Genomic DNA, 16,943 nt, shown 5'->3' on the forward strand with positions numbered 1-16,943 from the left:
CCGCCCGCATCGCCTCAGGCATAAGACAAGGGCCCGGCCTTCCCCTGCGCGGGGAGGCCGGGCCCTCTCACGTCGATCAGGCGAGGGGCCTACTTGGCCTTCTCGATGATCTCCACGAGACGGAAGTGCTTGTCCTTCGACAGCGGTCGCGTCTCGGCGATGCGCACGAGGTCGCCCACGCCGGCGGACTCGTTCTCATCGTGCACCTTCACCTTGGAGTTGGTGCGCATGGTCTTGCCGTACAGGGCGTGACGCTTGCGGTCCTCCAGCTCCACCACGATGGTCTTCTGCATCTTGTCAGAAACCACGTAGCCGGTGCGGACCTTCTGCGCGCCCTTTTCCTTCTTAGTCACGTTTGCCTCACTCATAGTTAAGCCTCAGCTCCCGGGACGACGGACAGGCCAAGCTCACGCTCGCGGATGACGGTGTAAATGCGGGCGATGTCGCGCTTGACCGTCCGCAGCCGGCGGTTGTTGGTCAGCTGGCCGGTGGCCATCTGGAAGCGCAGGTTAAACAGCTCTTCCTTGGCCTCGGACAGGCGGGTCTCAAGTTCCTCCACGGACAGCTCGCGGAACTCATGTGCGGGGGTACCGGTAGCCATTAGAACTGGTCCTCCTTAGAAATGATGCGGACCTTGCAGGGCAGCTTCTGGCCGGCACGACGCAGGGCCTCCACGGCCGTGGCCTTGTCCGGGTAGCTCATCTCGAAGAGAATGCGGCCGGGCTTGACGTTAGCCACCCACTTCTCCACGGGACCCTTACCGGAACCCATGCGCACACCGAGCGGCTTCTGGGTCAGGGGGCGATCCGGGAAGATGTTGATCCAGACCTTGCCGCCGCGCTTGACGTGGCGGTTGATGGCGATACGCGCCGCCTCGATCTGTCGGTTGGTGATGTAGGCCGGCTCCAGCGCCTGGATGGCGTAATCACCGAAGTTGATGCGGTTACCGCCCTTGGACACGCCACGACGGGTCGGGCGGTGCTGGCGGCGGTACTTCACGCGCTTAGGAATAAGCATTGCGTTTAGCCCTCCTGCTTCTTCTCAGCGCGGTTCCGGCGCTGGCCACCGCGGCGCGGACGGCCGGCGCGGTCACCACGGCCGCGACGCTCGGACGGTGCGTTGAGCTCGCTCTCGCGGCGGCCACCGACCACGTCGCCCTTGTAGATCCAGACCTTCACGCCGATGCGGCCGAAGGTGGTGTGGGCCTCGTGTACGCCGTAGTCGATCTCGGCGCGCAGCGTGTGCAGCGGCACGCGGCCCTCGTGGTAACGCTCGGTGCGGGACATCTCGGCGCCGCCAAGGCGACCGGAGCACTGTACCTTGATGCCCTTGACCTGCGGCTGGCGCATCGCGGATTGGATCGCCTTGCGCATGGCGCGGCGGAAGGCCACGCGGTTGGCAAGCTGATCCGCCACGTTCTGGGCCACCAGCTGGGCGTTGGCATCCACGTTCTTGACCTCAAGGATGTTGAGGGCAACCTGCTTGCCGGTGAGCTTCTCCAGCGAGCGGCGGATGCGATCGGCCTCGGAACCGCGGCGGCCGATGACGATGCCGGGACGGGCCGTGTGGATGTCCACGCGGACGCGATCGCGGGTGCGCTCGATCACGACGTCGGCGATGCCGGCGCGCTCAATTCCCTTGGACAGGAACTCGCGGATCTTGATGTCTTCGGCGACGTAGTCCTTGTACTGCTTGTCGGCGTACCAGTGGGACTTCCAATCGGAAGTGATTCCCAGCCGGAGGCCGTGGGGGTGAATCTTCTGGCCCACTACTTGGCCCCTTCCTTCTGGCTCTCGACAACCACGGTGATGTGGCTGGTGCGCTTGCGGATCTGGTAGGCGCGACCCTGGGCACGCGGCTGGAAGCGGCGCATCGTGGGGCCCTCGTTGGCATAAGCCTCGGAGACCACGAGGGTGCGCGGGTCCAGACCAAAGTTGTTCTCAGCGTTAGCCGCGGCCGAGGCCACAACCTTGGCCACCGGCTTGGCGGCGCCCTGGGGGGCGTACTTGAGGATGGCCAGGGCCTCGGACACCGACTTGCCGCGCACGAGATCAATCACGCGGCGAGCCTTCATCGGGGTGACGCGAACGTAGCGCGCGGTAGCGCGTGCGGAGGTGATGGTCTCACTCATCGCTTATCGACGTCCCTTCTTATCGTCCTTGACGTGACCCTTGAAGGTCTTGGTGGGCGCGAACTCGCCCAGCTTGTGTCCGACCATGGAGTCATCGACGAACACCGGCACGTGCTTGCGACCGTCGTGGACGGCGAAGGTGTGGCCGATGAAGTCTGGCAAGATGGTGGACCGGCGAGACCAGGTCTTGATGACCTGCTTGGTGCCCTTCTCGTTCTGAGCATCCACCTTGTTGAGGAGGTGCTCATCGACGAACGGGCCCTTTTTCAGGCTGCGTGGCATAGTGACTTACCTCCTCTTAGCGCTTCTTGTTGGACCGGCGACGACGCACGATCATGTTGTTGGAGTAACGGTTCGGGTTGCGGGTGCGGCCTTCCTTCTTGCCCCACGGCGACACCGGGTGGCGACCACCCGAGGTCTTGCCCTCACCACCACCGTGCGGGTGGTCCACGGGGTTCATCACCACACCGCGGACGGTCGGACGCACGCCCTTCCAGCGCATGCGGCCCGCCTTACCCCAGCGGATGTTGATCTGCTCGGCGTTGCCTACCTCGCCCACGGTGGCGCGGCAGCGGATGTCCACGCGGCGGATCTCGGAGGAGGGCATGCGCAGCACGGCATACTTGCCTTCCTTACCGAGGAGCTGGATGGACGCGCCCGCGGAGCGGGCGAGCTTGGCGCCGGCGCCCGGCTTGAGCTCCACGGCGTGGATGGTCGTACCCGTGGGAATGTTGCGCAGCGGCAGGTTGTTGCCCACCTTGATGTCCGCGTTGGGGCCGGCCTCCACGACCATGCCCTGCTTGAGGCCCTTGGGCGCCACGATGTAGCGCTTCTCGCCGTCGATGTAGTGCAGCAGGGCGATGTTGGCGGTGCGGTTGGGGTCGTACTCGATGTGAGCGACCTTAGCCGCGATGCCGTCCTTGTCGTTACGACGGAAGTCGATCACGCGGTAACGACGCTTGTGTCCACCGCCCTTATGACGGGTGGTGATGTGGCCGTGTACGTTACGGCCGCCGGTCTTGTGCAGCGGGCGCAGCAGGCTCTTTTCCGGCTTCGAGCGAGTGATCTCCTCGAAGGTAGAAACGGAGCTGAAGCGGCGACCCGGAGTTGTCGGCTTGTACTTGCGAATAGCCATAATGTGTCCTTACTTCTCGGCACCCTTAGGCGGCCGAACCGCCGAAGATGTCGATGGAGTCGCTGCCCTCGCGGAGGGTGACGTAGGCGCGCTTGGTGGCCTTGCGGCGACCGAAGCCCGTGCGGCTGCGCTTGCGCTTGCCCTCACGGTTCACGGTGTTCACCGAAGCAACCTTGACGCCGAAGATCTCCTCCACGGCTTGCTTGATGTGGGTCTTGTTGGCGTCCGGGGCCACAAAGAACGTGTAGGTGTTCCGCTCCATGAGGCCGTAGGACTTCTCGGAAACGACCGGCGCGAGAATGATGTCGCGCGGGTTCGCAATCTTCGCCATTAGTTCTCCTCCTTCTCCGCGGCAGCGTCGCCGGCGCGGTTGATGAAGCTGTGCAGAGCCTCCACGGAGAACACAACGTCATCGGAGTTGAGCACGTCGTAGGTGTTCAACTGATCCGGGGTGAGGATGTGCACGTTCGGCAGGTTATTAGCGCTGCGGCGTCCGTTCAGATCCTCGCGGCCGATCACGAGCAGCACGCTCTTGCGGTCGGTGAGGCGCTCGATGAAGGCGCGGGCGGCCTTCGTCGAGGGCTTCTGGCCCGGAACGAGCTCCTCGATGACGTGGATACGCTCGTTCGAGGCGCGGTTGGTCAGCGCGCCGCGCAGGGCGGCGGCCTTCATCTTCTTGGGCGTGCGCTGGGAGTAATCGCGCGGCTGCGGGCCGTGCACCACGCCACCGCCGGTGAAGTGCGGGGCGCGGATGGAGCCCTGGCGGGCACGGCCGGTGCCCTTCTGACGGAACGGTTTCTTGCCGCCGCCGGAGACCATGCCGCGGGTCTTGGTGGCGTGGGTGCCCTGGCGCTTGGCCGCAAGCTGCGCGTTGACAACCTGGTGCATCAGCGCCACGGAGGCCTCGCGGTCGAAGATCTCCGCGGGAAGTTCCACCTGGCCGTTGGTCTTGCCGTCCGCGGTGTGGACGTCCAACTTCAGAGTGCTCATGCGTGTGCACCGCCCTTCACTGCGGTCTTAACGGTGACGATGCCGCCGCGGTTGCCCGGGATAGCGCCCTTGATGAGCAGCAGGTTCGCCTCGGCGTCCACCTTCTGGATCTTCAGGTTCTGGGTGGTCACACGGTCGGAACCCATGCGGCCGGCCATGCGCTTGCCCTTGAACACGCGGCCGGGGGTAGCGGCGCCGCCGATACCCCCGACGCGACGGTGCGCGGCCTGGTTACCGTGCGCGGCACCCTGACCGGCAAAGCCGTGGCGCTTCATGCCGCCGGCAAAGCCCTTGCCCTTGGTGATGCCGGTGACGTCCACGAACTCGATGTCGTTGAAGATCTCCACGGTGATGTCCTGGCCAACCTCGTAGCCGGAGACGTCATCCATGCGGATCTCGGTCACGTGACGGCGCGGGGTCACGCCGGCCTTCTTGTAGTGTCCCGCCTGCGGCTTCTTCACCTTGCGGGGATCGATCTCGCCGTAGGCGATTTGGATGGCGTTGTAGCCATCGGTCTCGATGGTGCGGATCTGGGTGACCACGCACGGCCCGGCCTCCACGACCGTCACCGGAACCACCCGGTTCTGATCGTCAAAGACCTGGGTCATGCCGAGCTTGGTGCCCAGAATGCCCTTGATCTCGTTTTCACTCATTAGTTCTTCTCCGCCAAAGTTTGTCGTCGATCGTCGATCACTGGATGTTCACATCGACGCTGGCCGGAAGGTCGATGCGCATGAGGGCATCCACCGTCTTGGGCGTCGGGTCGAGAATGTCGATCAGGCGCTTGTGCGTGCGCATCTCGAAGTGCTCGCGAGAATCCTTGTACTTGTGGGGAGAACGAATAACGGCGTACACGTTCTTTTCGGTGGGCAGCGGCACGGGGCCGATGACGCGAGCCCCGGTACGGGTCACGGTCTCGACAATCTTGCGTGCCGACGCGTCGATCGCCTCATGGTCATAGGCCTTGAGTCGAATGCGGATCTTTTGTCCCGCCACGCTTATCCTCTTCCTCGCTCGTCCCACGTCCACCGGGGTGGAGAGGTGGGAATTAGCTTCCTGATGTTCTCTATAACGTTGTCCCAGGGCCGGGGCCAGCAGGTTCAACGCCAGTTCTTCACTTGACCGCCATGACATCACCGGCGCGGTGCGGGACTGCGCAAGCAAACGCACCGCAGCGCCGATCCGTGCCGAACCGATCAAGTGCAAGGAACCCCCACGCCCGAGGCGAGGAAAGTAACCCTTGCGCACTGCCGCTGTTTATTTGCCATGCCCCTTCTCCGGTTTCCACTCTCGGGAATGCCGCGCCTCCGCGGGCCGACCTACCCCGATCCTGGACCCTTCCTTGCGAACCCGACCCCACGGGGAGGCCCTCGAGCGCGCAAACGAAGGTGTCATGTTCGCCTCACCAGCGGCGGGACACCTCGCCCATCCCGTGCACTCCACGTGCGAGAGTGGACGCGGAAGAGCCACGCCGTGTTAAAGCAACCCCGCCATTAAAGCACGGAGGAAATTTTTATGCAACCTCACATTTCCTCTCGTTCACCCCGCTGAGCAGGACTTCCCCATCATGTTTCCACGCCGCTACATAGCGCCACCCTCGCGCTTCCGTCCAGATCCGTATACTAGCGGCCGTACCGTGCAGACCATATCGATTCAGAAGGAGCATCATGGCTGAGAACAAGAACGCAAACGCGAAGAATAACCAGAACAACACCGGCGCGGAGGTAGCCCGCAACGACGCCCTGAGCACCGAGCACGGCCGCACCGTGATCGAGGATCAGGTGGTCGGCAAGATCGCCGGTCTCGCCGCCCGCGAGGTTTCCGGTGTCCATGCCCTCGGCGGCGGTGCCGCTCGGATGCTCGGCTCCATCCGCGAGTCCTTCGGCGCCTCCGATAACGTGCAGCAGGGCGTGGACGTGGAGGTCGGCGAGAGCCAGGCGGCCGTGGATCTCTCCATCGTGGCCGAGTACGGCGTGGCCATTCACGAGCTGGCCGAGGCTATCCGTCGCAACATCATCCGCGCCATCGAGCGGATGACCGGCCTGGAGGTCACCGAGGTAAACGTCACCGTTACCGACGTGCACCTGGACCTCGACGACAACGACGAGCCCACGGAAGAGGACTCCGAGGACGCCCCCCGCCGGGTGCAGTAACCCCGCACGGAGGCGATCGGCCTGCGGCGCTCCGTCGGCTCGTCCCCGGGGCGTTTCCGATCCCCCGCGTTTCCCCTTTTCGATCCCGCACGCACAAGGAGGCCCCTCGTGCCCATGTCCGATTCCCTCCCCTATGAGGATGCCGAGAAGCTCGTGCGCATGGTGTGCGCCCTGCCGGGCGTCGCCGATCTCCATGCCGGAACCTTCGGGGAGGTATCCCTGCTCTACCCGGGGCGGCGCGTGCGCGGTCTGCGCCTGCGTGAGGGCACCCATCTGGAGGTTCACCTCGTCGCCGATCTCGCCGCGGCCCCCGACCTCCACGACCTCGCCCGGGAGGTTCGCCGGGCGGTGCAATCGGCCACGGGTTTCACCGTGGACGTCATCATCGCGGACGCCGTGGACTCCACCGCGCCCGAGACCGCTTCAACCGATACGACGAAGGCCCGCGACGCTTCCTCAGCGCCGCGGGCACCGAGGAAGATTTCATGAAGAACATGACCATCATCGGCATCGCCTTCGGCCTTGCCGTGGCCCTCTCCGCAGCCGCCGGCGGATTGAGCGGATTTATCGTTGCCCTTCTCCTAGGCGCCCTCGGCGGACTCATCGGCGCCCAGGTCGAGGGACGCATCGACCTGCGTGCCCTCTGGGATAGCCTGACGTCCGGACGAGGTGGTAAGGGGTGAGCGATCGCGGCCGCATTTTCATCACCGAACGCGCCGTCTCCCGCATCGTCGCGGCCGCCGCCCAGTCCGTGCCCGGAACAACGCAGGTGGGCAAGGCCTTCGACCGGCTCGCGGCGCGCGGTTTCCCCCGCTACGACGTCCTGGTCGATGCCGAGCGCGGCGTAGTCTCCATCGAGGCCTTCATCGCGGTGACCTGGCCCGCCCCGGTCACCCGCGTGGCCGAGGAAGTGCGCACCACCATCACCAACTCGGTCACGAGCATGACCGGGCTGCGCGTGACGCACTGCAATATCCTGGTGGGGGCCGTGGTCAAGGGAAGCCGCCGCATCACCGCGGAGCTTATCGACGCCACCCCCAGCCTTCCTGCCCTGCAGCCGGTCACGGTGCGCGAATCCGCGATCACCGAGCCGGATCAGGCCGGGGACGGCCCCAGTCGAATGCCGCTGCGCCCCGTGACCGTGGCCGCCACCCGGATCACGAACCCCGAGGTGGTCACCGCGCAGGCGCAATCCCTCGTGCCCATCGCCGTGGCCTCGGAGGAAACACCCCCGCCGGAGATCACCATCGCTTTGCCACGCCCACTGAGTCCCATCACGGTCACCCCGTGGCATCCGCTGAGCCCGGCGCAGGAGAAGGGAGAAGCCCGTGTCCGATAAACATCGCCCCGGGTACGGCCAGGAGCCCAAGGCCGCCCCCGCCGCCCGCTGGGTTTCCGTGCTGCTCGGCCTCGGGCTCATCGCCCTGGCCGGGGTGGCCGGCCGCGAGCTGTGGGTGCACTACGCCAAGGAGGAGCGCAGCAGCTGGATTCTTCCCCTGCTCGACAACCTCGCCCAGGGCACGTTCCAGCAGTGGATGATTCCCGCCGCCATCGGCGCCGTGATCATCGGGCTCTTTTTCCTGCTCATCGCCCTCAAGCCGCGGCGCCGGGATTATCTTCCGTTGGAGTCCCGGGTCTCCCTGTGGGCCAGGCCTGTGGACCTCGCCCGGCATACCACCGCCACCGCCAAGCGCGTGCCCGGCATTACCTCCGCCGCCACCCGCGTGCGCGGCAAGCAGGTGCGCCTCCACGCCACGGCCACCAGCGGTGATGACACCGTGGGCCAGCGCGTCCACGACGACGTGCACCGCGGCCTCGATCCCCTGGTGGGAGGCTCCATGACCGTGAAAATTAGCGTCGATAACTCCGCCGGAGGTGAGCAGAAATGAGCCGCGCGCTCTCCGCTGTCGATCGGATCATTCTCGTTTTCTTCGGCCTGCTCGGCCTCCTTGGTGGCGCCTGGGGCATCGCCTCGTGGCTGCGGGTGGAGCAGGTCTCGCGCGTCAACCGACGCATCGACGCCTCCGTGTTTTCCACCGTCCAGGACTCCCCCTGGTTCACGGCCGCCCTGTGGATCACCATGATCCTCGGCGTGATCCTGGGCCTGTGGTGGATCGCCGCCAACCTGCGCCGCCGGGGCTTTAACCGGCTGCGTTCCGAGGCTTCCACCGCCCACGGCTCCATCGACATCAGCCTGGTGCGCGTGGCCTCCGCCGTGGGGGAGGACCTGTCCGAGGTACCGGGGGTCACCCGCGTCCGGCACCGGGTAGCGATGGAGCGCTCCCGCCCCACCATCACCTGGATGATCCGGGGCGAGGCCATCACGGATCTCCTGGAGCTGCGCGAGGCCATCGAGCGCAACGAGGAGGATCTGCGCGCCGCGCTACCCGGCATCGACGTCGACAGCGTGTACAAGATCAACCTCGCCCCCGTGGCGAGCTAGGCCAGCGGGAGCACCGCGCACACCACGCCCAGATCCCGCGCCCGTTCTCCCCCGCGGGGGAGAATCACCAGGCCGGTGCCCACCGCACCGGCCTTAATTTCTGCCCAGCGCAGCGCGGAGTGCGTCACGCTGCGCCTGCCCTTGGCATAGACGTCGATGCCGTGGCCGACCACCACCAGGTCCCCGCCCTCCAGGCGGCAGGCGTAGGCGGCGTCGCCCAACAGCTCCGGGCGCAGCCCGGCGAGGTCGCGGCGCTGAGTCCCGATGCGATCGATGCCCCGAATCAGCCCCAGCCGGTGGTCGATTCCCTCCTCGTCCCGCAGCACCAGGGGCCCGCCCACCCGGGCGCGCACCACCGCCGCCAGCCGCCACCAGGCCGGCTGGCGGGAGCGATCCGGGTGCCGCACCATCACCGAGCCCTCGCCGGGATGGATGCTCACCAGGTGATCCGGCTGCGTGGTGTACACCAGCGCGGGCTCATCGCCCACCCGCACGGGATGCTCGCGCAGGATACGCCGCAATTCTTCGGCCACCTGTTCGTCAGTGGCACCCCAGCCGATGCCGCGGTTTTCCAGGATGCCCCAGAGCTCGGAGAGCTCGAGGTCGGGCTGGGCCTCCCAGACATCGCACAGCAGGTTCATCAGGGGCTCTATCCTGGTGGGATCCTTCATCTTTGCGTCCGCCCTTCTCATGCGAAAGGGGCCGCTCCCCCGTGCGGAGGAAGCGGCCCCTATGCGCGCTTAGGTCTCAAGCTTTACTTGATCACCTTGGTCACGCGACCGGCGCCCACGGTGCGGGAGCCCTCGCGGATGGCGAAGCGCAGGCCCTCGTCCATAGCGACGGGCTGGATCAGCTCGACGCGCATATCGACGTTGTCGCCCGGCATGACCATCTCGACGCCCTCCGGCAGGTGAACCACACCGGTCACGTCGGTGGTGCGGAAGTAGAACTGCGGACGGTAGTTGTCGAAGAACGGGGTGTGGCGGCCGCCCTCGTCCTTGGACAGCACGTACACGGAACCCTCGAACTCGGTGTGCGGGGTGTAAGCGCCCGGAGCGATGACGACCTGGCCGCGCTCGACGTCCTCGCGCTTGATGCCGCGCAGGAGCAGACCGCAGTTGTCGCCAGCCTCGGTGTAGTCCATCATCTTGCGGAACATCTCGATGCCCGTGACGGTGGTGTGGGTGGACTTCTCCTTGATGCCGATGATATCGACATCCTCGTTCAGGTTGAGCTTGCCGCGCTCCACGCGACCGGTCACCACGGTGCCGCGGCCGGTGATGGTGAAGATGTCCTCGATCGGCATCAGGAACGGCTTGTCGGTCTCGCGCTCCGGATCCGGGATGGAGTCGTCGCAGGCCTGCATGAGGTCCACGATGGACTGGGTCCACTGCTCGTCGCCCTCAAGAGCCTTCAGGGCGGAGATGTGAACGATGGGGGCATCCTCGTCGAACTCCTGCTCGGCGAGCAGCTCGCGGATCTCCATCTCCACGAGCTCGATGATCTCCTCGTCATCCACCATGTCGCACTTGTTCAGGGCCACAAGGATGTAGGGCACGCCCACCTGGCGGGCGAGCAGCACGTGCTCGCGGGTCTGGGGCATGGGGCCGTCGGTGGCGGCGACCACGAGGATGGCGCCGTCCATCTGAGCGGCACCGGTAATCATGTTCTTGATGTAGTCAGCGTGGCCCGGGGCATCAACGTGGGCGTAGTGACGCTTCGGGGTGGAGTACTCAACGTGGGAGATGTTGATCGTAATACCACGCTCCTTCTCCTCCGGCGCCTTGTCGATGGCGTCGAAAGCGAAGGCAGTGTTCTCATCGGGGTACTTGTCGGCCAGCACCTTGGTGATGGCGGCCGTGGTGGTGGTCTTACCGTGGTCCACGTGACCGATGGTACCGATGTTGACGTGCGGCTTTGTACGCTCGAACTTCGCCTTTGCCACTGTATGTCCTCCTGGACTTCATGGTGGCTACGACTCTCGCAGCCACGTAATTAACGGAAGCTAACCCCGCACGGACAGAACCCACGCAGGGTAGCTTTTACACAACGTGCCAGTTACTTGATCCTAGATTTATCGGCGCGGAATATCAAACCAGATTCCCGCGCACGCGACTCCCAGGATGCGCCTCGGGTGCCGTAACGGCCGCCTGCCCACCCGCCCCACCTCACCACGGGGCGGATCGCCAGGAAGCCGCTACCGCACCCTCCCGCACCGGCGACACGCCCGGTGCGGGAGGCGCGAAGCGCGTGACCGGCTTTACTTGTTGCCGTTGCGCTCGTCGATGATCTCCTGGGAGACGCTGGAGGGCACCTCGCCGTAGGAGTCAAAGACCATGGAGTAGTTCGCGCGGCCCTGCGTCTTAGAGCGCAGGTCGCCCACGTAGCCGAACATCTCGGACAGCGGCACCTTGGCCTTCACCAGCTTGGCACCGGCGCGATCCTCCATCGCGGAGACCTGGCCGCGGCGGGAGTTGATGTCGCCGATGACCTCGCCCATATACTCCTCGGGCGTGGTCACCTCCACCGCCATGAGCGGCTCCAGCAGCACCGGCTTGGCCTTGGCCACGCCCTCCTTGAGCGCCTGGGAGCCGGCGATCTTGAAGGCCATCTCGGAGGAGTCCACCTCGTGGTAGGCGCCATCGAGCAGGGTGGCCTTGACGTTCACCAGCGGGAAGCCCGCCAGGTAGCCATACTGCATCGCGTCCTGCACGCCGGCATCCACGGAAGGGATGTACTCCTTGGGCACGCGGCCACCGGTGACGGCGTTTTCGAACTTGTAGATCGCGGACTCGCCCTCCTCCAGCTCGTCCTCGGCGGGAGCGTAGGGCTCGAAGGCCATGATGACCTTGGCGAACTGACCGGAACCACCCGTCTGCTTCTTGTGGGTGTATTCCAGCTTCTCCACGGCCTTGCGGATCGTCTCGCGGTAAGCCACCTGCGGGGCACCGACGTTGGCCTCCACCTTGAACTCGCGCTTCATGCGATCCACCAGCACGTCGAGGTGCAGCTCGCCCATGCCGCCGATCACGGTCTGACCGGACTCCTCGTCCAGCTCCACGGTGAAGGTGGGATCCTCCTCCGCGAGCTTCTGGATGGCCACGCCCAGCTTCTCCTGGTCGGACTTGGTCTTGGGCTCGATGGAGACCTTAATCACCGGGTCCGGGAAGTCCATGGACTCCAGGATGATGGGATCGCTCTGGGAGCACAGGGTATCGCCCGTGGTGGTGTCCTTCAGGCCAATCACCGCGTAGATGTTGCCCGCGTGAGCAAAGTCCACCGGGTTTTCCTTGTTGGCGTGCATCTGGAAGAGCTTGCCGACGCGCTCCTTCTTCTCCTTGGTGGAGTTGAGCACCTGCTCGCCGGGCTCCATGGTGCCGGAGTACACGCGCACGAAGGTCAGCTTGCCGAAGAACGGGTGCGCCGCGATCTTGAAGGCCAGGGCGGACAGCGGGGACTCGTCGGAGGGCTTGCGGGTCAGCTCCACGGACTCGTCGCCCACCTTGTGGCCGTGCACCTCTCCGACGTCCAGCGGCGTGGGCAGGTAGTCCACGACGGCGTCGAGCAGCGGCTGCACGCCCTTGTTGCGGTAGGCGGTGCCGCACAGCACGGGGTAGATCTCCGAGTTCACGGTCATCCTGCGGATGGCCGCCTTGATCTCCTCGACCGTGAGTTCCTCGCCGCCGAAGTACTTATCCATGAGAGCCTCGTCGGACTCCGCCACGGCCTCCAGCAGCTTCTCGCGGTACTCCTCGGCCTTCTCCTGCAGCTCGGCGGGGATCTCCCGGTACTCCGGCTCCGCGCCGACCTCGACCTTGCCCGGCCACACGATGGCGCGCATGTTGATCAGGTCCACCACGCCGTCGAAGTCATCCTCCGCGCCGATGGGCAGCTGCAGCACCAAGGGCTTCGCGCCCAGGCGGTCGATGATCGTCTGGACCGTGTAGTAAAAGTCCGCGCCGAGCTTGTCCATCTTGTTCACGAAGCAGATGCGCGGGACGTCGTACTTGGCGGCCTGGCGCCACACCTGCTCGGACTGGGGCTCCACGCCCTCCTTGCCGTCAAACACCGCCACCGCGCCGTCGAGCACGCGCAGGGAGCGCTCCACCTCCACGGTGAAGTCCACGTGACCGGGAGTGTCGATGATGTTGATCTGGTGGCCCTCCCAGAAGCAAGTCACGGCGGCGGAGGTAATGGTGATGCCGCGCTCCTTCTCCTGCTCCATCCAGTCGGTGGTGGAGGCGCCGTCGTGCGTCTCGCCCACCCTGCGGTTGATGCCGGTGTAGAAAAGGATGCGCTCGGTGGTGGTGGTCTTACCGGCATCAATGTGCGCCATGATGCCGATGTTGCGGACCTTCTTGAGATCCTTAAGCACTTCTTGTGCCACGGTTATACCCCAACTCAGTTGTTGTGGACATCCCCGCGCCGCCGCCCTGATCGAGGGTGCTGGGGCGCAAAGACGTGCCGGGTGGATAATTCTCGTTCAATTCTGCCATTCTTTCCCGCCACGGGCATGACGGATGGGCCTGCGCCCGCGCCCGTCTCCTGCGGCGGTGTGCGCGAAAAAACGACCCCCGCGCCTGGGTCACTCCCCGGCCGCCGCACCACCGCGCGCGGCGCGGCTCGATGCGGCGATGCGCCGGGGGGATCGAGGGACAAGGGCCGTTTTCATCTCGATGGCAACGCTCGCGATGACTACCAGCGGTAGTGGGCGAAGGCGCGGTTGGCCTCGGCCATCTTGTGGGTATCCTCACGGCGCTTCACGGAGGCACCCAGGCCGTTGGAAGCGTCCAGGATCTCATTGGCCAGGCGATCCATCATGCTGTGCTCGCGGCGCTGCCGGGTGAAGGTCACCAGCCAGCGCAGGGCCAGCGTGTTGGAGCGGCCGGGCTTGACCTCCACCGGCACCTGGTAGGTGGCGCCACCCACGCGGCGGGAACGCACCTCCAGGTCCGGGCGGATGTTGCCCAGGGCCTTCTCCAGGGTGCCCACGGGGTCGGTGCCGGTCTTCTCGCGGCACTTCTCCAGCGCGCCGTAAACGATGCGCTGGGCGGTGGACTTCTTGCCGTCGAGGAGAACCTTGTTCACCAGCTGGGTAACCAGCTCGGAATCGTAGACCGGATCCTTGATAATCTCGCGCTTCGGTGCTCGGGACTTACGCATGGTGCTTTACTTCTCCTTCTTCGCGCCGTAACGGGAACGAGCCTGCTTACGATCCTTCACACCCTGCGTATCGAGGGCGCCGCGAATGATCTTGTAGCGCACACCCGGGAGGTCCTTCACACGACCGCCGCGCACGAGCACCATGGAGTGCTCCTGGAGGTTGTGGCCCTCACCCGGGATGTAGGCCGAGACCTCGATGCCGGAAGTCAGGCGCACACGGGCGACCTTACGCAGAGCCGAGTTCGGCTTCTTCGGGGTGGTGGTGTACACGCGAGTGCACACGCCACGGCGCTGGGGCGAACCCTTCAGCGCAGCGGTGGCCACCTTGGTGGTCTTATCGTGGCGGCCCTTGCGGACCAGCTGCTGAATAGTAGGCATTTACCTTACCTTGATTGAACCGAACAGTTGCGTGGCAAACATGCAAAAAGAGGGGCTCTTCTCCGGGGCCCTACCGCATGATCGCCGCCAGCCCACGGTGGTTACCGGCTTTACTTACCGACGCCCAGGAGCCAGGGGATTGTCCCGCTTACACGGGAGACTGGGCTAAGGATACACGCCGGAGGAAGGGGTAGCAAATAGGGTTGAGGGAGGGGCGCACGATCAGATCAAAGTGCTACACTCACCACCAAAAATTGGGCCGCATAGATCGGGGCGCTATGGGGAAGCAAACGGTTCCATCACGGTTAAGAAAATTGAAGAGGTCGCTTGAAAAGCAGGGTTGGCGCTACGACACTACCCGGAGTGGACATTCTCGTTTTCACCCACCACCCGGCGCTACCGACGATCAAGGAAACCTTGCTTACCCCGTGACATTCTCCAAAACGCCTTCCGACTCCCGTGGCGACAAAAACTCCATTGCGCAGCTACGTCGATTCGGCGCGGAAGTATCCTAGCTCTAGACCACCGTTATCAGGATTGGAATTACCATGAGGAATTACACCCTGCGGCTCATCACGGCTCCCGTGCAGCACGATGCCTGGGAAGCTCACTACAGTTTCCTGGACGACATCCCCGGAGCATCCCTTGTAGAGAATCCCGCATCACCGGAAATCATCTTTGACATTGATGCCCAGGATCCCACCAAGGCCAATCTCTTTGCGCTGGGCTTGGCCAACCTCCTTGACCTCACCATCACCGGAATCTCCATGCTTGACGAGCGCCCTTCCTCCCCCGATGCCCGCCAGGTGCCCGCCCTGGAGCGCGTTCACGAGTGGGCCGGTCAGGCACCCCAGAAAACCACCCTCGCACCGTAGCCCCAACCCCTCATTCGGGGTTCATCGCCCACCGATACTCGCCCCTGCCCTGACGAGCCGTTGGCACCCCTCCTCACCCAAGTGCTCCAGCGCCTCCCGCGGCACGTAGTCCCAGCAGAACCCGGCGTGCGGGGCGATGAGCGCCGGCTCCCCGTGCCCGGACTCGAGGAAGCCGATCTGTTCGTGGAAATGCAGCACCATGAGCACCGCCTCGCAGAACCCGCGGCCCACCTCCTCCGCGCCGATGCCTTCCCGATCTTCTTGAGACATTGCCGCCTCCCCTCCAATCTGACATATAGGGGCCATGTGTCCGGTTATACTCTGTCCACACCCCTCTTATCCGACATATCTGACATATATGTCAGATAAGAGAATCCCGTCCTCACGCTCTCAAGGAATCCCGCATGCCCTACCGTAGCCTCACGTCCGAGTTTCACGCGCGCGATGCCCACGCCGCCGCCGAACTCCTAGAGCGGCGACGACGCTCGGATTCCACCCTCCATTGGTCGTTTCGCATAGGCGAAGAACCACTCTTCTGCGTGCTCAGCCTTGACATCCACGCCTACACGGAGAAGATTCTGCGCACCGAGCGCACCATCGCCCTCCAGTGGAACGAACTCAGCGGAGCCGCCCAGCACCACTACCTGCGATCGCTCATCGTCAAGGAGGTGATGGCAACCAACGACATCGAGCAGGTCCGCTCCACGCGGAAGGAACTCACTGCGGCACTGAACGCCGCGGAAGCATCCGGGCACGCCACTGTGCGGTTTCGAGAAACGGTGCGGCTTTACCTCGACGCCGCCTTCGGGGAGGTCAGCCTGCCCCGCACGCCGAAGGAAATACGGAGCCTCTACGACCGGATCATGCGCGGCGAGGTCTCCGAGGAGGACCACCCGGACGGCGACCTTTTCCGCGCCAATCCCGTGTTCATCCTCGGGGGCACCAAGGAGGTCCACCGAGGCGTCCACCCCGAATCCGCGATCATCGAGGGGCTCGAGACCATGCTGCGCAGCATGAACGACGAGGAAGCGCCCGCTCCGCTGGTGAACACCCTGATGTGTCACCTCATGTTCGAGTACCTCCACCCCTTTTACGACGGCAACGGCCGCCTGGGCCGCTACCTCCTCGGTATGTCCCTCGCCCGCCTGCTTTCCGCCCCCACGGCCCTCTCCCTGTCCCGCACCCTGAATCGCAACAAGGAGGTGTATTACAAGGCGTTTCTCGAGACCGAGGACCCCCTCAATCACGCGGACGGCACGCTCTTCACCTGCCGCATGCTGCATCTCGTGCACGCGGCTCAGCGGAATCTCAGCACGGAGATAGGGGAAAGAAAGCGTGCCGTCGACGCCCTGGGGAACTCCGTGGAGGAACTCGGTACTCGGTTTGAGGAACAGGAGAAGGCCATCCTCTTCGTGCTGGGACAGGCCCATCTGTTCGACGCCGAGGCCGGGGTGCTGCATCGAAACGTGGTCGAGCACGTCCCCACCGGGGATCGCCAGACCCGCCGCTGGACGGCGCGGCTCCAGGAGCACGGGCTCGTGAATCTGCCCGGCGAGCGCCCCCTGCGCTACGCCCTCACCGTCGAGGGACGGCGCCTACTGGGATTGGAATAGCTCTAACTCAGACAGGGGCTAAAAGCCAAAGGCCCGCCCCTCCCCTCCCAGGAGAAAGCGGG

General features: G+C 64.9%; 25 protein-coding genes. 8 read left to right on the forward strand and 17 right to left on the reverse strand.

Annotated elements, in window-relative coordinates; translation table 11 throughout:
• Window positions 1-89 precede the first annotated feature (89 nt).
• From rpsQ to rpsJ, 11 genes are read right to left on the reverse strand one after another with little or no spacing between them, the layout of a single operon-like run.
• Window positions 90-368, reverse strand: coding sequence for a 30S ribosomal protein S17 (gene rpsQ / locus H7347_RS05535; RefSeq protein WP_055175580.1), 279 nt, complete (start codon window positions 366-368; stop codon window positions 90-92).
• A 2-nt stretch (window positions 369-370) separates the two neighbouring features.
• Complete coding sequence (rpmC, locus tag H7347_RS05540) at window positions 371-601, reverse strand: 50S ribosomal protein L29 (protein WP_055122268.1); 231 nt, start codon at window positions 599-601, stop codon at window positions 371-373.
• Window positions 601-1,017, reverse strand: a complete 417-nt coding sequence (gene rplP / locus H7347_RS05545; protein ID WP_152822044.1) for a 50S ribosomal protein L16 — start codon at window positions 1,015-1,017, stop codon at window positions 601-603. Before rplP ends, rpmC begins: the two co-directional genes overlap by 1 nt.
• Before the next feature lie 5 nt (window positions 1,018-1,022).
• The gene (rpsC, locus tag H7347_RS05550) at window positions 1,023-1,769 is read right to left on the reverse strand and encodes a 30S ribosomal protein S3 (RefSeq protein ID WP_186337289.1); all 747 of its coding nucleotides are present in this window, start codon (window positions 1,767-1,769) and stop codon (window positions 1,023-1,025) included.
• Window positions 1,769-2,131 (reverse strand): 50S ribosomal protein L22, encoded by a 363-nt coding sequence (gene rplV, locus H7347_RS05555; RefSeq protein WP_055122269.1) that lies wholly within the window; start codon window positions 2,129-2,131, stop codon window positions 1,769-1,771. The genes rpsC and rplV overlap by 1 nt, the downstream gene beginning before the upstream one ends.
• Window positions 2,132-2,134: 3 nt before the next feature.
• The gene (gene rpsS, locus H7347_RS05560; protein ID WP_146325605.1) at window positions 2,135-2,413 is read right to left on the reverse strand and encodes a 30S ribosomal protein S19; all 279 of its coding nucleotides are present in this window, start codon (window positions 2,411-2,413) and stop codon (window positions 2,135-2,137) included.
• A 16-nt stretch (window positions 2,414-2,429) separates the two neighbouring features.
• Complete coding sequence (rplB, locus tag H7347_RS05565; RefSeq protein WP_152822046.1) at window positions 2,430-3,266, reverse strand: 50S ribosomal protein L2; 837 nt, start codon at window positions 3,264-3,266, stop codon at window positions 2,430-2,432.
• A 25-nt stretch (window positions 3,267-3,291) separates the two neighbouring features.
• Entirely contained in the window at window positions 3,292-3,597 is a 306-nt protein-coding gene (rplW, locus tag H7347_RS05570) for a 50S ribosomal protein L23 (RefSeq protein WP_152822048.1), read from the reverse strand.
• The gene (gene rplD / locus H7347_RS05575) at window positions 3,597-4,256 is read right to left on the reverse strand and encodes a 50S ribosomal protein L4 (protein ID WP_152822050.1); all 660 of its coding nucleotides are present in this window, start codon (window positions 4,254-4,256) and stop codon (window positions 3,597-3,599) included. Before rplD ends, rplW begins: the two co-directional genes overlap by 1 nt.
• Window positions 4,253-4,909, reverse strand: coding sequence for a 50S ribosomal protein L3 (gene rplC, locus H7347_RS05580; RefSeq protein WP_152822052.1), 657 nt, complete (start codon window positions 4,907-4,909; stop codon window positions 4,253-4,255). Before rplC ends, rplD begins: the two co-directional genes overlap by 4 nt.
• A gap of 37 nt (window positions 4,910-4,946) precedes the next feature.
• Window positions 4,947-5,252, reverse strand: coding sequence for a 30S ribosomal protein S10 (rpsJ, locus tag H7347_RS05585; RefSeq protein ID WP_018118334.1), 306 nt, complete (start codon window positions 5,250-5,252; stop codon window positions 4,947-4,949).
• Between the two features lie 671 nt (window positions 5,253-5,923).
• Between rpsJ and H7347_RS05590 the strand changes: the two genes are divergently transcribed.
• From H7347_RS05590 to H7347_RS05615, 6 genes are all read left to right on the forward strand, one after another.
• Window positions 5,924-6,409 (forward strand): Asp23/Gls24 family envelope stress response protein, encoded by a 486-nt coding sequence (locus H7347_RS05590; protein WP_152822054.1) that lies wholly within the window; start codon window positions 5,924-5,926, stop codon window positions 6,407-6,409.
• Window positions 6,410-6,523: 114 nt separating this feature from the next.
• Window positions 6,524-6,898: a hypothetical protein gene (locus H7347_RS05595; RefSeq protein WP_186337290.1), complete on the forward strand. Its 375-nt coding sequence runs from the start codon at window positions 6,524-6,526 to the stop codon at window positions 6,896-6,898.
• Entirely contained in the window at window positions 6,895-7,092 is a 198-nt protein-coding gene (locus tag H7347_RS05600) for a hypothetical protein (RefSeq protein ID WP_152822055.1), read from the forward strand. Before H7347_RS05595 ends, H7347_RS05600 begins: the two co-directional genes overlap by 4 nt.
• On the forward strand, window positions 7,089-7,748 hold the full coding sequence (locus H7347_RS05605; protein WP_152822057.1) for an Asp23/Gls24 family envelope stress response protein: 660 nt from the start codon (window positions 7,089-7,091) through the stop codon (window positions 7,746-7,748). The genes H7347_RS05600 and H7347_RS05605 overlap by 4 nt, the downstream gene beginning before the upstream one ends.
• A complete protein-coding gene (locus tag H7347_RS10945) occupies window positions 7,738-8,298 on the forward strand; it encodes a DUF6286 domain-containing protein (protein ID WP_152822059.1) in 561 nt (186 codons plus the stop codon). The genes H7347_RS05605 and H7347_RS10945 overlap by 11 nt, the downstream gene beginning before the upstream one ends.
• Window positions 8,295-8,852 (forward strand): alkaline shock response membrane anchor protein AmaP, encoded by a 558-nt coding sequence (locus tag H7347_RS05615; RefSeq protein ID WP_152822061.1) that lies wholly within the window; start codon window positions 8,295-8,297, stop codon window positions 8,850-8,852. Before H7347_RS10945 ends, H7347_RS05615 begins: the two co-directional genes overlap by 4 nt.
• On the opposite strand, the gene H7347_RS05620 is transcribed toward H7347_RS05615, so the two are convergent.
• From H7347_RS05620 to rpsL, 5 genes are all read right to left on the reverse strand, one after another.
• Window positions 8,849-9,523 (reverse strand): hypothetical protein, encoded by a 675-nt coding sequence (locus H7347_RS05620; protein WP_152822063.1) that lies wholly within the window; start codon window positions 9,521-9,523, stop codon window positions 8,849-8,851. The genes H7347_RS05615 and H7347_RS05620 overlap by 4 nt on opposite strands.
• Before the next feature lie 83 nt (window positions 9,524-9,606).
• Complete coding sequence (gene tuf, locus H7347_RS05625) at window positions 9,607-10,797, reverse strand: elongation factor Tu (protein ID WP_186337291.1); 1,191 nt, start codon at window positions 10,795-10,797, stop codon at window positions 9,607-9,609.
• A 315-nt stretch (window positions 10,798-11,112) separates the two neighbouring features.
• Window positions 11,113-13,239 (reverse strand): elongation factor G, encoded by a 2,127-nt coding sequence (gene fusA, locus H7347_RS05630; RefSeq protein ID WP_186337292.1) that lies wholly within the window; start codon window positions 13,237-13,239, stop codon window positions 11,113-11,115.
• Window positions 13,240-13,547: 308 nt separating this feature from the next.
• Window positions 13,548-14,015 (reverse strand): 30S ribosomal protein S7, encoded by a 468-nt coding sequence (gene rpsG / locus H7347_RS05635; protein WP_152822066.1) that lies wholly within the window; start codon window positions 14,013-14,015, stop codon window positions 13,548-13,550.
• 6 nt (window positions 14,016-14,021) lie between these two features.
• Window positions 14,022-14,393 carry a 30S ribosomal protein S12 gene (rpsL, locus tag H7347_RS05640; protein ID WP_055175534.1) on the reverse strand — a complete coding sequence of 124 codons (372 nt, stop codon included), beginning with the start codon at window positions 14,391-14,393 and terminating at the stop codon, window positions 14,022-14,024.
• Window positions 14,394-14,941: 548 nt separating this feature from the next.
• Here rpsL and H7347_RS05645 point away from each other — a divergent pair.
• On the forward strand, window positions 14,942-15,268 hold the full coding sequence (locus tag H7347_RS05645; protein ID WP_152822068.1) for a hypothetical protein: 327 nt from the start codon (window positions 14,942-14,944) through the stop codon (window positions 15,266-15,268).
• Window positions 15,269-15,289: 21 nt separating this feature from the next.
• Here the strand turns inward: H7347_RS05645 and H7347_RS05650 are convergent, their stop codons facing one another.
• Window positions 15,290-15,538: a hypothetical protein gene (locus tag H7347_RS05650; protein WP_152822069.1), complete on the reverse strand. Its 249-nt coding sequence runs from the start codon at window positions 15,536-15,538 to the stop codon at window positions 15,290-15,292.
• A 134-nt stretch (window positions 15,539-15,672) separates the two neighbouring features.
• Between H7347_RS05650 and H7347_RS05655 the strand changes: the two genes are divergently transcribed.
• Window positions 15,673-16,881: a Fic family protein gene (locus tag H7347_RS05655; protein ID WP_152822072.1), complete on the forward strand. Its 1,209-nt coding sequence runs from the start codon at window positions 15,673-15,675 to the stop codon at window positions 16,879-16,881.
• The last annotated feature ends 62 nt before the right edge of the window (window positions 16,882-16,943 follow it).

Source organism: Corynebacterium sp. zg-331 (assembly GCF_014267345.1).
Taxonomy (GTDB): domain Bacteria; phylum Actinomycetota; class Actinomycetes; order Mycobacteriales; family Mycobacteriaceae; genus Corynebacterium.

Bases quoted from the DNA above. Each gene is read 5' to 3' on its own strand.
- rpsQ (WP_055175580.1), bottom strand. From the start codon at position 368: ATGAGTGAGGCAAACGTGACTAAGAAGGAAAAGGGCGCGCAGAAGGTC.
- rpmC (WP_055122268.1), bottom strand. From the start codon at position 601: ATGGCTACCGGTACCCCCGCACATGAGTTCCGCGAGCTGTCCGTGGAG.
- rplP (WP_152822044.1), bottom strand. From the start codon at position 1,017: ATGCTTATTCCTAAGCGCGTGAAGTACCGCCGCCAGCACCGCCCGACC.
- rplV (WP_055122269.1), bottom strand. From the start codon at position 2,131: ATGAGTGAGACCATCACCTCCGCACGCGCTACCGCGCGCTACGTTCGC.
- rpsS (WP_146325605.1), bottom strand. From the start codon at position 2,413: ATGCCACGCAGCCTGAAAAAGGGCCCGTTCGTCGATGAGCACCTCCTC.
- rplB (WP_152822046.1), bottom strand. From the start codon at position 3,266: ATGGCTATTCGCAAGTACAAGCCGACAACTCCGGGTCGCCGCTTCAGC.
- rplW (WP_152822048.1), bottom strand. From the start codon at position 3,597: ATGGCGAAGATTGCGAACCCGCGCGACATCATTCTCGCGCCGGTCGTT.
- rplD (WP_152822050.1), bottom strand. From the start codon at position 4,256: ATGAGCACTCTGAAGTTGGACGTCCACACCGCGGACGGCAAGACCAAC.
- rplC (WP_152822052.1), bottom strand. From the start codon at position 4,909: ATGAGTGAAAACGAGATCAAGGGCATTCTGGGCACCAAGCTCGGCATG.
- H7347_RS05590 (WP_152822054.1), top strand. From the start codon at position 5,924: ATGGCTGAGAACAAGAACGCAAACGCGAAGAATAACCAGAACAACACC.
- H7347_RS05595 (WP_186337290.1), top strand. From the start codon at position 6,524: ATGTCCGATTCCCTCCCCTATGAGGATGCCGAGAAGCTCGTGCGCATG.
- H7347_RS05600 (WP_152822055.1), top strand. From the start codon at position 6,895: ATGAAGAACATGACCATCATCGGCATCGCCTTCGGCCTTGCCGTGGCC.
- H7347_RS05615 (WP_152822061.1), top strand. From the start codon at position 8,295: ATGAGCCGCGCGCTCTCCGCTGTCGATCGGATCATTCTCGTTTTCTTC.
- H7347_RS05620 (WP_152822063.1), bottom strand. From the start codon at position 9,523: ATGAAGGATCCCACCAGGATAGAGCCCCTGATGAACCTGCTGTGCGAT.
- rpsG (WP_152822066.1), bottom strand. From the start codon at position 14,015: ATGCGTAAGTCCCGAGCACCGAAGCGCGAGATTATCAAGGATCCGGTC.
- rpsL (WP_055175534.1), bottom strand. From the start codon at position 14,393: ATGCCTACTATTCAGCAGCTGGTCCGCAAGGGCCGCCACGATAAGACC.
- H7347_RS05645 (WP_152822068.1), top strand. From the start codon at position 14,942: ATGAGGAATTACACCCTGCGGCTCATCACGGCTCCCGTGCAGCACGAT.
- H7347_RS05650 (WP_152822069.1), bottom strand. From the start codon at position 15,538: ATGTCTCAAGAAGATCGGGAAGGCATCGGCGCGGAGGAGGTGGGCCGC.
- H7347_RS05655 (WP_152822072.1), top strand. From the start codon at position 15,673: ATGCCCTACCGTAGCCTCACGTCCGAGTTTCACGCGCGCGATGCCCAC.